The following is a 12996-nucleotide window of genomic DNA, read 5'->3' on the forward strand; positions in this document are numbered from 1 at the left end:
CTCCAGCGCCTGCCGCGGCAGCGCCGGATCCACGCCGCGCTCGAAGCGGTGACCGGCATCGGTGTGCAGGCCGAGCTTGCGCCCGCGGCCCATGATCGCGGCCGGGGCGAAATGCGCGGCCTCCAGGAACACGTGGCGAGTGGTCTCGGTGACCCGGGTGGCGTGGCCGCCCATCAGCCCGGCCAGCGCCACCGGCCGATCGGCATCGGTGATCAGCAGGAACGCCGGATCCAGCACGGCCTCGCGGCCATCGAGCAGGGTCAGGGTCTCGCCGCCGCGCGCGTGGCGCACGCCGATCGGGCCCTGCAACGTGTCGAGGTCGAACGCATGCATCGGCTGGCCCAGTTCCAGCATCACGTACTGGGTGATGTCCACCAGCAGCGACAGCGGACGCACGCCGCTGCGGCGCAGGCGCTCGGCCATCCACAGCGGCGTCTTCGCCGCCGGATCCAGGTCCTCGACCACGCGGCCGCAATAACGCGGCGCATCGGCGCCCGCATCCAGCGTCACCGCCAGCGTGCGCTCGCTGCTCACCGCCGCCGGCGTCACCGCCAGCGGCAGCACGTCGCTGCCGCAGGCCGCGGCCACGTCGTAGGCGATACCGCGCACGCCGAAGCAGTCGGCGCGGTTGGGGGTGAGCTTGATCTCGATGCTGGCGTCGGGCAGGCCCAGATACTCGATCAGCGCCTGGCCGATCGGCGCATCGTCGGACAGTTCGAACAGGCCGGACGCGTCGCTGTCCAGGCCCAGCTCCTTGGCCGAGCACAGCATGCCGTTGGACGCGACCCCGCGCAGCTTGGCCGGCTTGATCGCGATGCCGCCGACCTGCGCACCGACCAGCGCCAGCGGCGCGACCAGGCCCGCGCGTGCATTGGGCGCACCGCAGACGATCTGCAGCAGTTCGCCCTGCCCGGCATCGACCCGGCACACCTGCAACCGGTCGGCCTCGGGATGCGGCGCGGCCTCGACGATCCGCGCCACCACCACCTGCTGCAGGCCGTCGCCAAGCGGCACGACCTCCTCGACCTCCAGGCCGATGGCGGTCAGGGTCGCGGTGAGCTGCTCACGCGTGGCCTGGGTCGGAACGTGGCTGCGCAGCCAGTTTTCGCTGAATTTCATGGAAGGGCCGGGAATCGGGAATGGAGAATGGGGAATCGAAGACGCGGTCTACTGAGACGGAAACGGAGAGGGGAAACGAGCCTTTGCGTTGCTTTGCCCATTCCCGATTCCCGATTCCCGTTTCCCAGCCTCAAGCAAACTGCCGCAGGAACCGCACGTCGTTCTCGAAGAAGGCGCGCAGGTCGTTGACGCCGTAGCGCAGCATCGCGAAACGCTCCACGCCCATGCCGAAGGCGAAGCCGGTGTAGCGCTCCGGGTCGATGCCGACGTTGCGCAGCACGTTCGGGTGCACCATGCCGCAGCCGAGCACTTCCAGCCAGCGGGTGCTGCCGTCGGGCTGCTGCCAGGCGATGTCGACCTCGGCGCCGGGCTCGACGAAGGGGAAGTAGCTGGGACGGAAGCGCATCTGGAAATCGCGCTCGAAGAACGCGCGCACGAACTCGGCCAGGGTGCCCTTGAGGTCGGCGAAGGTCGCATGCTCGTCGACCAGCAGGCCTTCGACCTGGTGGAACATCGGCGAATGGGTCTGGTCGCTGTCGCTGCGGTAGACCTTGCCGGCGGCGATCATGCGCAGCGGCGGCGCATGCTCCCCCATGTAGCGCACCTGCACGCCCGAGGTGTGGGTGCGCAGCAGGCGGCCGTCGCCGAAATAGAAGGTGTCGTGCATCGCCCGCGCCGGGTGGTGCGGCGGGAAATTCAACGCCTCGAAGTTGTGCCAGTCGTCCTCGATCTCGGGGCCGTCGGACAACTCGTAGCCCAGCCGGGCGAAGATCTCGGTGATGCGCTCCAGGGTACGGGTGACCGGATGCAGCCCGCCGCGTTCGCCGCGCCGGCCCGGCAGGGTCACGTCGATGCGCTCGGCGGCCAGGCGCGCGTCCAGCGCCGCGGTCTCCAGCAGCGTGCGGCGCTCGGCCAGCGCGGCGGACACCGTGTCGCGCGCGCGGTTGATCGCCTCGCCGGCCAGCTTGCGCTGCTCCGGCGCCAACGCGCCGAGCTGCTTGAGCTGGGCGGTGATGCTGCCGCTCTTGCCGAGCAGCGCGACCCGCAGTTGCTCCAGCGCCTCCGGACTCTGCGCCGCGGCGATGTCCGCCAGCGCCTGCCCGCTCAGGGAATCGATCTCACTCATTGCACTCGCGCCTCACTGCTCCGGCCGAACCCGTGGCCACCGTGTCCCGCCGATGCGGAACCTCCCTACCCGGCAGGCGCCCCGTCGCCGGGGTGCCCAAAAACGCAAAAGGGGAAGGACTTGCGCCCTTCCCCTGCATGCCTGCGATGGCTCCCGCCGAAACCCCGCACGCGGACGCGCGGGTTTCTGCAGGGACTCGCAAACTTATGCCGCCAGCGCGCCCTTCGCCTTCTCCGCCAGGGCGGCAAAGCCCTGCGCGTCGTGCACGGCGATGTCCGCCAGCACCTTGCGGTCGAGGGTGATGCCGGCCTTGAGCAGGCCGTTCATGAAGCGGCTGTAGCTCATGCCGTTGATGCGGGCCGCCGCATTGATGCGGGTGATCCACAGCGAACGGAAATTGCGCTTCTTCTGCTTGCGGCCGATGTAGGCGTACTGCTGCGCCTTGATCACCGCCTGCTTGGCGACGCGGAAGACCTTGCGACGGGCGTTGTAGTAGCCCTTGGCGAGGTTCAGAACTTTCTTGTGACGACGGCGCGCCTGGACGCCACGCTTGACTCGAGCCATGGTTCAGTCCTCAGAGGTAGGGAAGCATACGGTCCAGACGGCCTGCGTCCTCGGCACGGACGTGGTTCGTCTGCCGCAGGTTGCGCTTCCGCTTGGTCGCTTTCTTGGTGAGGATGTGGCTACGGTTGGCGTGGCCGGCCTTGTACTTGCCGGAGGCGGTCTTGCGGAAACGCTTGGCCGCCGCCCGGTTGGTCTTGATCTTGGGCATTGCAATGTCCTTGATGGTGTTTTGTCACTGGTCAGGGCGGTGGCTGCGCCACACTTTCCGTCCGTGCCCTTACCTGCTTGTAAGCCCTTGATCCACTGAGGATCCGGGCGGGTCCTATTGCCGCGCGAGCGGCAAACCCGATGAACTGGGGCGCGCATTATGCCAGGGCTTGGAATGCCTTGCAAATCATGCGGTTCGGGTGGCGCGCACTGGCGCGCCGGGAATCGAGAATGGGGACTAGGGAATCGAAAACGGCGCGCACGGCGTCGCCACGCAGCCTGCGCTGGGGCAAAAAGCCGGAATGACCATGTCGGTGGGCGCCGTTGGCGCCCAGGCGGTCGCGCGCCCGCACTGGGCGGGGCGCGATCCCGGACTGGGTCAGCGCTTCTTCGGCGCGATCATCATCACCATCTGCCGGCCTTCCAGGCGCGGACGCGATTCGATGACGATGTCTTCGCCCAGATCGGCCTCGATCCGCGCGGCCATTTCGCGACCGAGCTCCTGATGGCTCATCTCGCGGCCGCGGAAACGGATGTTGACCTTGACCTTGTCGCCTTCCTCGATGAAACGGCGCATGTTGCGCAGCTTGATCTGGTAATCGCCTTCGTCGGTGACCGGACGGAACTTGATTTCCTTGATCTCGACCTGCTTGGTCTTCTTCTTGGCTTCGTTGGCCTTTTTCTGCTGCTCGAACTTGAACTTGCCGAAGTCCATGATCTTGCAGACCGGCGGATCGGCCTGCGGCTGGATTTCGACCAGGTCGAGCCCGTCCTCTTCGGCCAGCGCCAGCGCTTCGTCGCGGGTCAACACGCCGACCATCTCGCCGTCCGCGCCGATCACGCGCACGCGCGGCACGCGGATCTCTTGGTTCTTGCGGTTCTGTTTGTTGTCAGGGGTACTGATGTTGCAATCTCCCAGGGGAATCGGACTGGCGCGGACGGAGGCTCCGTCCGCACCAGGGTGGTGTCACGCCAACTGCTCGGCGCGCAGCCGTTCGGCGAAGGCGGCGACCGACATGGTGCCCAGATCCTCCCCCGATCGCGTACGGACCGCAATCGCGCCGTTTTCCGTCTCGCGGTCGCCCGCGACCAACAGGTACGGCACCCGCTGCAGCGTGTGTTCGCGAATCTTATAACCGATTTTTTCGTTCCGCAAATCGGCCTCGATGCGGAAGCCTTGATTTGCAAGGAGTTTCCGCACGTTGTCTACATAGTCTGCCTGCGCGTCCGTGATGTTCATGACCACGGCCTGCACCGGCGCCAGCCAGGCCGGGAACATGCCGGCGTGATGTTCGATCAGGATGCCGATGAACCGCTCCATCGACCCGACGATGGCTCGGTGCAGCATGACCGGATGCTTCTTCTGGCTGTGCTCGTCCACGTACTCGGCGCCGAGGCGGCCGGGCATCATGAAATCCACCTGCATGGTGCCGAGCTGCCAGGTGCGGCCGATCGCGTCCTTGAGGTGGTACTCGATCTTCGGGCCGTAGAAGGCGCCCTCGCCCGGCAGTTCCTGCCACTCCACCCCGCAGGCGCCGAGCGCGGCGCGCAGCGCGGCCTCGGCCTTGTCCCAGGTGGCGTCGTCGCCGAGGCGCTTTTCCGGGCGCAAGGCGATCTTGATCTGGATGTCGTCGAAACCGAAGTCGCCGTACACCTTCAGCGCCTGCTGGTGGAAGGCGGTGACTTCGGCCTCGATCTGCTGCTCGGTGCAGAAGATGTGGCCGTCGTCCTGGGTGAAACCGCGCACGCGCAGGATGCCGTGCAGCGCGCCGGACGGCTCGTTGCGGTGGCACGCGCCGAACTCGCCGTAGCGGATCGGCAGGTCGCGGTAGCTGTGCAGGCCTTGGTTGAACACCTGCACGTGGCCGGGGCAGTTCATCGGCTTGACCGCGTAGGTGCGCTTCTCCGACTCGGTGAAGAACATGTTGTCCTGGTAGTTGTCCCAGTGGCCGGACTTCTGCCACAGCGACACGTCCAGGATCTGCGGGCAGCGCACCTCGCCGTAGCCGCTGTCGCGGTAGACCTTGCGCATGTACTGCTCGACCACCTGCCAGATCGACCAGCCCTTGGGGTGCCAGAACACCAGGCCCGGACCCTCTTCCTGCAGGTGGAACAGGTCCTGCTGCTTGCCGATCTTGCGGTGGTCGCGCTTGTCGGCCTCCTCCATGCGCAGGATGTAGGCCTCGAGCTGCTTCTTGTCGGCCCAGGCGGTGCCGTAGATGCGCTGCAGCTGCTCGTTCTTGGCGTCGCCGCGCCAGTAGGCGCCGGAGATGCGGGTCAGCTTGAAGGCCTTGAGGAAGCGCGTGTTCGGCACGTGCGGGCCGCGGCACATGTCCACGTATTCCTGGTGGTAGTACAGGCCCATCGCGGTGACGTCCTCGGGCATGTCCTCGATCAGGCGCAGCTTGTAGTCCTCGCCGCGCTGCTTGAACAGCTCGATCACCTCGGCGCGCGGGGTGACCTTCTTGATCACGTCGTAGTCCTGCGCGATCAGCTCCTGCATGCGCTTCTCGATCGCCGCCATGTCCTCGGGGGTGAACGGGCGCTCGCTGTAGATGTCGTAGTAGAAGCCCTCGGCGATGACCGGGCCGATCACCATCTTGACCTCGGGATACAGCTGCTTGACCGCGTGACCGACCAGGTGCGCGCAGGAGTGGCGGATGATCTCCACGCCTTCGGCGTCCTTGGCGGTGATCAGGCGCAGGCTGGCGTCGTGGTCGATGAGGTCGCAGGCGTCGACCAGGCGGCCGTCGACCTGGCCGGCGATGGTCGCCTTGGCCAGACCGGGGCCGATGGACTGGGCCACGTCCATGGGGCTGACGGGATGTTCGAATTCGCGGCGGCTGCCGTCGGGGAGCGTGATGGTGATCATGGGAGTCGGCGGAAAGGGAAACTGGGGGGATGGCGTCCGCGCCACCTCGGCGGCAGGCCAGTCTGGGCGCGGGACAGAAAGAAGGCGCCACAAGGGCGCCTGCTCGGACAGCCTTGGGCGGGAACTCAAGCGAGGGCGGTGGTAGTGCTCATGTCGCACGCTCGGCCGGCGTTGCCGCGGGCCACCCATGTCCGGATCAGGTTATTGGGAAAATGGTAAACCACTCTTTCTCAAAACGATACCTTTTGGTAACCACGTAAGGCCCTCGAAGACGAGGCGCTGCCGCCATCCTCGCTGCAGCGCAGCAAGAGCTACGACAGCCGCCATGGCATGCTTCGCCGACGTTTTCCCCGCACCCGGACGCGCCGTCATCAAAGGCAAGGCCACATCGCTGGACATCGCCTATCTGGCAGGCGTGTCGCAACCCACGGTCTCGCGCGCGCTGCGCGGCAGTCCCGCGGTCAACGAGCAGACCCGGCGCAAGATCCTGGCGATCGCGCGCGAGCTGAACTACAAGGTCGACAAGCACGCCTCCAGCCTGCGCCTGCGCAATGCCGGCACCCTGGCGCTGCTGTTCTTCGAAGACCCGACCACCGACGACTCGCTGATCAACCCGTTCTTCCACTCGATGCTGGGCTCGATCACCCGCGCTTGCGCCCGCCATGGCTACGACCTGCTGGTGTCGTTCCAGCAGTTGTCGGACAACTGGCGCGCCGACTACGGCGACAGCCAGAAGGCCGACGGGCTGATCCTGCTCGGCTATGGCGACTACCTGCAGGCGCAGCAACGGCTGCAGCACCTGGTCGACCAGGGCACGCACTTCGTGCGCTGGGGCGCGGTGCTGCCCGGGCAGCCGGGGGTGTCGATCGGCAGCGACAACTTCCAGGGCGGGCACGACATCACCACGCACCTGCTGGCGCAGGGCCGCCGCCGCATCGCCTTCCTCGGCGACGCCTCCAACCATTACCCCGAATTCCTGGAACGCTACCGCGGCCACCTGCAGGCACTGCGCGCGGCCGGCGCCGAGGCCACGCCGGCGCTGCAGGTCGATGCGATCACCACCGAGCAATCCGGCTACGAGGCCGCCCTGGCCCTGCTCGGCCGCGGCGAGCGCTTCGATGCGCTGTTCGCCGCCAGCGACCTGATCGCCATCGGCGCGCTGAAGGCCTTGCGCGAGCATGGCCTGCGCGTGCCCGAGGACGTGGCCCTGGCCGGCTTCGACGATATCCCGGTGGCCGCCAGCGTCGATCCGGCGCTGTCGACGGTGCAGCAGGACACCAAGCTGGCCGGTGCGGTGCTGGTGGATACCCTGCTGGCGCAGATCGCCGGGCAGCCGGTGAGCAGCCGCACCCTGCCGGTGACGCTGGCGCTGCGCGGCTCCTCGCTGCGCGGCTGACGCGGCCGGCCTGCGTCACGGCAGCGCCGCCGCCTGTCATTGGCCGGGGACACCAGGAACCTGACGCAGCGTGCTCGCCGCACGCCGAGTCCCGCAGCCCTGCGCGACCCCGCAACGCCTGCCGCGCCGCGTTCAGTGCGCTGGCGCCACCCCGTCCTTGGCCGCCATCAGCCAGCGCAGCCGCGCGCGCAGGTCCGGGCGCACGATCGGCGCATCGGACAGGAAGACCCGCACGCCGTGTGCCGGCACCTCGGCGCGCAGGACATCGGTCACCTCGATGGCGCTGCCGTCGAAGCCGTCGTGCCAGGTGCCCGGCTGCAGGTAGCGGCGCACCTCCAGCGTGCGTGGCGCATCGCTCTTGTTCAGCAGCACCAGCGCGGTCTGGGTGCTGCCCGCATGCTGGAACACGCGGTAGAACACCGCCTCGTCGCCGGACAGCTGCAGGTTGAGCTGCAGGCCGCGCTGCAGCGCCGGGCTGCGCTGGCGCAGCGTGGCGATGCGCCGCAGCGGCGCGAAGATCGGGCTGCTCGGCGCCGCGTTCACCCGCTCCTGGCCGAAGTAGTTGCGGTTGCCGGCATGCTCGGCGCGCCCGCGCATGAAGCCGGTCTCCGAGCCGTAGTAGATCACCGGGATGCCGCGGGCGGTGAACAGCCAGTTGTGCGCGTCGATGAAGCCGGCGTCGCTGGCGTCCAGCCGCGCCATGTCGTGGTTGTCGTAGAAGGTCATCAGCTCGTACGGATTGGCGTACGGGCCGCGTTCCAGGTACAGCGCCGGCTGCAGCGTCTCGTAGCCGCGCTGGGCGTGGCCGAAGGTCGCCGCCAGTGCCTGCTTGAGCGGGAAATCCAGCACGCTGACACCGGCGTTGTCGGCCCAGGTATGGCCGGCGATCTTGTGCGCGTTGTAGTCGAAGTCCTCGCCGAACATGAACATGCCCGGGCGCTGCGCGCGGATGCGGCGCACGAACTCGTGCCAGAAGCTGTCCGGCATCCAGCCGATGGTGTCGATGCGGAACGCATCGGCGCCCTGCCCCAACCACTGCGAATAGGCGCCGACCAGATACTCCATCACCGCCGGGTTGCGCTCGTTGAAATCGGACAACTGCGCCAGGTTGCCGCCGGTGTTGTAGAACGCGTGCAGCGGGTTGTGCGCCGGGTCCAGCTTGGACGGCGGCAGGTTCTGGTGATCTGCGATCAGTTTGCCGTCGCGGTCGAAGACCTGGCCGAACATCGGCTGCCGCTTGGGCATGGTCCAGGCCGGCGAGCCGTGATTGCCGACGATGTCCAGCACCACCTTCAGCTGCTGCGCATGCATGGCCTGGGTGAAGCCAGCGAAATCCAGGCCCGGGCTCGGCAGATGCTCGTCGAGCTTGTAGAAATTGACGCCCCAGTAGCCGTGGTAACCGGTCTTGCCACGGTCGCTCAACGAGCTGCCCCAGGTGATCGGCTTGCCGCCGGTGAAGGCCTCGTCCGGGTTGTCGACGATCGGGGTGATCCACACCGCGCCGAAGCCCAGGTCGCGGATGTAGCCGGCGTTGTCGACCACGCCCTTGAAGTCGCCGCCGAGGTAGCCGATGTTGTCGCTCTCGCCCGGCGGCGCCGGGATCGGGATATCGAAGGTGCGATGCGCACCGCCCTGGTCGCGATGATCGTTGCCGGGATCGCCGTTGACGAAGCGATCGGTGACCACGAAGTACACCGCGTCGCTGGCGAACGGCTCCAGCGTGCCGTAGAACTCCTCCTGCGCCGGTGCCTGGGCCTGCGCCGACGCGGCGCAGGCACCCAGCAGGGCCAGCGCCAACAACGACATCCGATCGATCATGCGTTCGCTCCCGAATCCGACGGCACCCACAGCACGCACAGCGCCGCCACCAGCAGGCTGCCGCCGCCGATCGCCAGCGCGTACAGCGGCCGGCCGCCGAGCCAGTGCGTGAGCACGAAGCCCAGCACGCTGACCGCGACCAACTGTGGGATCACGATGAAGAAATTGAAGATGCCCATGTACACGCCCATCTTCGCTGCCGGCACGCTGTCCGACAGCAGCGCGTAGGGCAGCGACAGGATCGACGCCCAGGCGAAGCCCACCCCGACCATCGACAGCAGCAGCCACTGCGGATCGCGGATCCACAGGAACGACAGCAGGCCGGCCGCGCCCAGGCACAGGTTGAGCAGATGACTCACGCGCAACCCGCAGGCGCGCACCAGCAGCGGAATGGCGATCGCGGCCAATGCGGCGAAGCCGTTGTAGGCGGCGAACAGCACGCCGACCCAGTTTGCCCCGTCGTTGTAGGCAGCCGAGGTGGCATCGTGGGTGCCGTAGTGGGTCTGGGTGACCGCCGCGGTGGTGTAGATCCACATCGCGAACAGCGCGAACCAGGAGAAGAACTGGACCCAGGCCAGCCGCCGCATCGCCTGCGGCATGGTCTGCAGATCGCAGACGATCGCCGCCAGCATGTGTCCGCGGCGCAGGCGCGGCGCCACGCCCTGCAGCACGCCGTAGCCGATGCACAGGCCGGCCAGCACGTACAGCATGCGGTCTCCGCGGCACCAGGCGATGGCTACCGCGCCGGCAGTGCCTACCGCACACCACAGCGCAGCGGCGCCATCGACACGGCGCGGTTGCGCCGCCGTGGCGGCCGGCGTGGCGACGTCGAAGCCGTGCAGGTCTTCAGGCGGATACTCGCGGGTGCGCAGTACGGTCCAACCGATGGACAGGAACAGCACCGCGCCGCCGACATAGAACGCGTAGCGCACCGTCGCCGGCACCTCGCCGGGCCCCGCAGTGTTGCTGACGCCCCAGTGCGCCAGCAGCCACGGCAGCATGCTCGCCACCACTGCGCCGACACCGATGAAGAAGCTCTGCATCGCATAGCCGGTGGCGCGCTGGCGCGTCGGCAACTGGTCGCCGACGAAGGCGCGGAACGGCTCCATCGAGATGTTGATCGAGGCGTCCAGCACCCACAACGTGCCGGCCGCCACCCACAGCGCCGGCGAGTTCGGCATCACCAGCAAGGCCAACGTGGTGAACAGCGCGCCGACCATGAAGTACGGGCGACGCCGGCCGAAACGGTTCCAGGTGCGGTCGGACAGGTAACCGACGATCGGCTGCACGATCAGGCCGGTGAGCGGTGCGGCGATCCACAGTCCCGGCACCTGCTCCATGTCCGCGCCCAGGGTCTGGAAGATGCGGCTGGCATTGGCGTTCTGCAGCGCGAAGCCGAACTGGATGCCGAGGAAGCCGAAGCACATGTTCCAGATCTGCCAGAACGACAGCGCCGGCTTGGCACGTGGCAAGGCGCTCATGGACGCTCCTCCATTGGGCCGGCCGGCGCGATCAGCAGCGCGGCGACATCGGCGGTATTGACCACGCCATCGGCGCCGCCCTGGCCCCCGGTGTAGCGCGCGAAGTGCTGCAGTGCGCTCATGTTTGCCGCCGGCAGCAGCCGCGCGACGCAACGTTGCCCGGCCTGCAGCTCGAACAGCGCCGTCGTGGAGGTCTGCTCGCCGACGCTGTGCGGCATCACCAGCGGTTGCGACTGTGCTGGCGCGGCGCCGCACTGCACCTGCAGGCGTTTGACCGCGGCGGTGACGCCGGTGTTGATCGGACCATGCGCGTTGACGTAACGCAGGCTCAGCCGGTAGGCGCCATCGTGCGGCGCGGTCCACGTCCAACCGTCGGCGCCCTCCACGCGGGCGACGTTGCCGACGCAGACAGTGGGGCTGTGCAACGACTCCCAACGCACACCCTTCCGGGTGAGACTCAGGCATTGGACGCACTCGGCCAGCGGCAGCAACGCGCCGTCGGCGCTGCCCGTGCGTGCCTGCCCATCGACATACAACACCGTGTCCGCAGCCGCCTGCACACGCCAGCCCCCGGTCTCGCGCCGCACCTGCGGTGCCGGCGGTGCCAGCGGTGCGAAGGCGTCTTCTGCCGTCAGCATCTGCAAGGGCGCACTTCCGCTGTGGCGTGCCACCAAGTCGATGGTGATGACGCCGTTCTGGCTGTGGGTCTTGCCGGCGACCAGCAGGTCGCCCTGCAGCTGCATCGGCCGGCGCAGCACGATCCGGCGGTCCTTCAGCTGCAACGCAATCTCCTGGCGCTCGCCGAACAGCATGGGCACCAGGCTGGTCGGCAACTTGGGCAACACGCGGCCGTCGTCCTCCACGCCGAACACGCCCTCCATCACCATCGCCAGATAGCCGGCCACCGACCACAGCTGCCGCGGCGAATTGACCACCGGGCCGCTGAGCGGACCGTCGTCGAGATGCACGGCCTGGCTCAGGAACTCGTAGTTCTCCATGTTCGAGCCGGCCAACGCGGCGCCGCGCAGCAGCGAGCGCACTTCCAGGTCGATGCGCGCGCTGTCGTCGGTATGCCGCGCCGCACGCAGCGCGTAGGCGCTGACGAACGGCCAGATCGCCCGGTTGTGGTAGATCGGCACCTCGCGCTGCTGCGGCCACACCACCGGGCTGCCCGCCTCCACCGCCGGATAGCGCGCCAGCGCCTGGCGCGCGCGCGCGGCCGGCAGCACGTCGGCCAGCACCGCCAGCGACAGGCCCAGCAGGTCGTAGCGTTCGTAGCGCACCGGATGCTCGGCGGTGCCGATGTAGCCGACGTAGGTGCCGCGGTCCTCGCGCCAGAAACGCTGCGCGATCGCCTGGCGCAGCGCATCGGCCCAGTCGGCATAGCGCGCGGCCGCCTGCGTGTCGCCCTGCTCCCGGGCCAGGCGCTCGCCCAGGCGCAGCGCCTGGTAATGCAGCACGTTGGTCGACAGCGCGAAGGAACTGGCGATGAAGCCGACATCCTCGCGGGTCCAGGCCGGATAGGTCTGCTCGCGCCAGTCCAGGAACGAGGTCTCGCCGCGGTACAGGCCGATGCGCGGGTCGAACGCGAACGCGCGATCCTGCGCCAGCGTGGCCGTGAGCGCGGCGCGGGTATCGGCGGCGAAGGCCGGATCGTCCAGCAGGTGGCGCGCGGCCAGGAACCACACCACGCGGTCGCTGCTCACCGGCCAACTGCCGCCGGAGCCAGTGTCCTGCGCCACGAACAGCCCCGGCAGCGCGTCGGCGCCGCGCATCGGCGACAGCTTGAAGCGCAGCGAGCGGCGCGTGCGCTCCGGATCCAGCCGCGCCAGGGCGAGGTCCGCGGCATAGCTGACATCGCGGGTCCACACGTAGGGCCAGCGCTCGCCGGTCTGGTAGCAATCGCACGGCAACGGCTTGCCGTGATCGAACGCCGGGTCGCGGATCGCCTGCACCTGGTCGTCGCGCAGTTCCTGTTGCGCCAGCGCGAACAGCGCATCGAACAACGGGCTATCGGTCTCGCTGCGCAACGGCTGCGCCGGCACCGTGCGTGTGCCTTGGGCCGCGTGCAGCACGAAACCGCCGTCGGCAGTGGCCTCGGCCTGCGCGGTCTGGCCACGCCATTGCAATGACGTCTGTCCAGCAGACGCCGACGCCGCGGCACCCAAGGTGGCGGCCAAGCAAATCATCTTCAGCATCGAAGCGGCAGACCGGCTCGCACCGATCGACCTCCCTCCCTCTTTGCCTGCATGGTGGAAGCGCAGGCCGGCACGCCGGCGCTGCGGTCGCCGCCTCCGCATCGCGGAGGCGCTACGGACATGGTAGACGGGCGGCAATGCGGCGCGTGCATTTGCATACGTATTCATCGTACGGGCCTCCGGCGGCCATGGACCGCCTCGCTATAGTCGTTGCG

Annotated in this window: 10 protein-coding genes; 1 reads left to right on the forward strand and 9 read right to left on the reverse strand. The window is 68.3% G+C overall.

Going from position 1 to position 12996, the window contains the following annotated elements; translation table 11 throughout:
* From pheT to thrS, 6 genes are all read right to left on the reverse strand, one after another.
* On the reverse strand, positions 1 to 1119 hold a 1119-nt coding region (gene pheT / locus D183_RS0100215; protein ID WP_017907207.1), incomplete at its 3' end, for a phenylalanine--tRNA ligase subunit beta.
* A 130-nt stretch (positions 1120 to 1249) separates the two neighbouring features.
* A complete protein-coding gene (pheS, locus tag D183_RS0100220; RefSeq protein WP_010342858.1) occupies positions 1250 to 2245 on the reverse strand; it encodes a phenylalanine--tRNA ligase subunit alpha in 996 nt (331 codons plus the stop codon).
* Between the two features lie 204 nt (positions 2246 to 2449).
* A complete protein-coding gene (gene rplT / locus D183_RS0100225; RefSeq protein ID WP_010342859.1) occupies positions 2450 to 2809 on the reverse strand; it encodes a 50S ribosomal protein L20 in 360 nt (119 codons plus the stop codon).
* 10 nt (positions 2810 to 2819) lie between these two features.
* On the reverse strand, positions 2820 to 3017 hold the full coding sequence (gene rpmI / locus D183_RS0100230; protein ID WP_010342861.1) for a 50S ribosomal protein L35: 198 nt from the start codon (positions 3015 to 3017) through the stop codon (positions 2820 to 2822).
* A 378-nt stretch (positions 3018 to 3395) separates the two neighbouring features.
* Entirely contained in the window at positions 3396 to 3935 is a 540-nt protein-coding gene (gene infC / locus D183_RS0100235; RefSeq protein ID WP_081613216.1) for a translation initiation factor IF-3, read from the reverse strand.
* 48 nt (positions 3936 to 3983) lie between these two features.
* A complete protein-coding gene (thrS, locus tag D183_RS0100240; RefSeq protein ID WP_017907209.1) occupies positions 3984 to 5888 on the reverse strand; it encodes a threonine--tRNA ligase in 1905 nt (634 codons plus the stop codon).
* Positions 5889 to 6213: 325 nt separating this feature from the next.
* Between thrS and D183_RS0100245 the strand changes: the two genes are divergently transcribed.
* The gene (locus D183_RS0100245) at positions 6214 to 7284 is read left to right on the forward strand and encodes a LacI family DNA-binding transcriptional regulator (RefSeq protein WP_017907210.1); all 1071 of its coding nucleotides are present in this window, start codon (positions 6214 to 6216) and stop codon (positions 7282 to 7284) included.
* A gap of 132 nt (positions 7285 to 7416) precedes the next feature.
* Here the strand turns inward: D183_RS0100245 and D183_RS0100250 are convergent, their stop codons facing one another.
* The 3 genes from D183_RS0100250 to D183_RS0100260 are packed head-to-tail and all read right to left on the reverse strand — an operon-like array spanning position 7417 to position 12781.
* Positions 7417 to 9090, reverse strand: a complete 1674-nt coding sequence (locus tag D183_RS0100250) for an alpha-amylase family glycosyl hydrolase (RefSeq protein WP_198527618.1) — start codon at positions 9088 to 9090, stop codon at positions 7417 to 7419.
* A gap of 8 nt (positions 9091 to 9098) precedes the next feature.
* The gene (locus tag D183_RS0100255) at positions 9099 to 10583 is read right to left on the reverse strand and encodes an MFS transporter (RefSeq protein ID WP_017907212.1); all 1485 of its coding nucleotides are present in this window, start codon (positions 10581 to 10583) and stop codon (positions 9099 to 9101) included.
* Positions 10580 to 12781 (reverse strand): alpha-L-rhamnosidase-related protein, encoded by a 2202-nt coding sequence (locus tag D183_RS0100260; protein WP_026144057.1) that lies wholly within the window; start codon positions 12779 to 12781, stop codon positions 10580 to 10582. The genes D183_RS0100255 and D183_RS0100260 overlap by 4 nt, the downstream gene beginning before the upstream one ends.
* Between the last annotated feature and the right edge of the window lie 215 nt (positions 12782 to 12996).

This window comes from Xanthomonas sp. SHU 199, assembly GCF_000364665.1.
Taxonomy (GTDB): Bacteria; Pseudomonadota; Gammaproteobacteria; order Xanthomonadales; family Xanthomonadaceae; genus Xanthomonas_A; species Xanthomonas_A sontii.

Bases quoted from the DNA above. Each gene is read 5' to 3' on its own strand.
- pheS (WP_010342858.1), bottom strand. From the start codon at position 2,245: ATGAGTGAGATCGATTCCCTGAGCGGGCAGGCGCTGGCGGACATCGCC.
- rplT (WP_010342859.1), bottom strand. From the start codon at position 2,809: ATGGCTCGAGTCAAGCGTGGCGTCCAGGCGCGCCGTCGTCACAAGAAA.
- rpmI (WP_010342861.1), bottom strand. From the start codon at position 3,017: ATGCCCAAGATCAAGACCAACCGGGCGGCGGCCAAGCGTTTCCGCAAG.
- thrS (WP_017907209.1), bottom strand. From the start codon at position 5,888: ATGATCACCATCACGCTCCCCGACGGCAGCCGCCGCGAATTCGAACAT.
- D183_RS0100245 (WP_017907210.1), top strand. From the start codon at position 6,214: ATGGCATGCTTCGCCGACGTTTTCCCCGCACCCGGACGCGCCGTCATC.
- D183_RS0100250 (WP_198527618.1), bottom strand. From the start codon at position 9,090: ATGTCGTTGTTGGCGCTGGCCCTGCTGGGTGCCTGCGCCGCGTCGGCG.
- D183_RS0100255 (WP_017907212.1), bottom strand. From the start codon at position 10,583: ATGAGCGCCTTGCCACGTGCCAAGCCGGCGCTGTCGTTCTGGCAGATC.
- D183_RS0100260 (WP_026144057.1), bottom strand. From the start codon at position 12,781: ATGCTGAAGATGATTTGCTTGGCCGCCACCTTGGGTGCCGCGGCGTCG.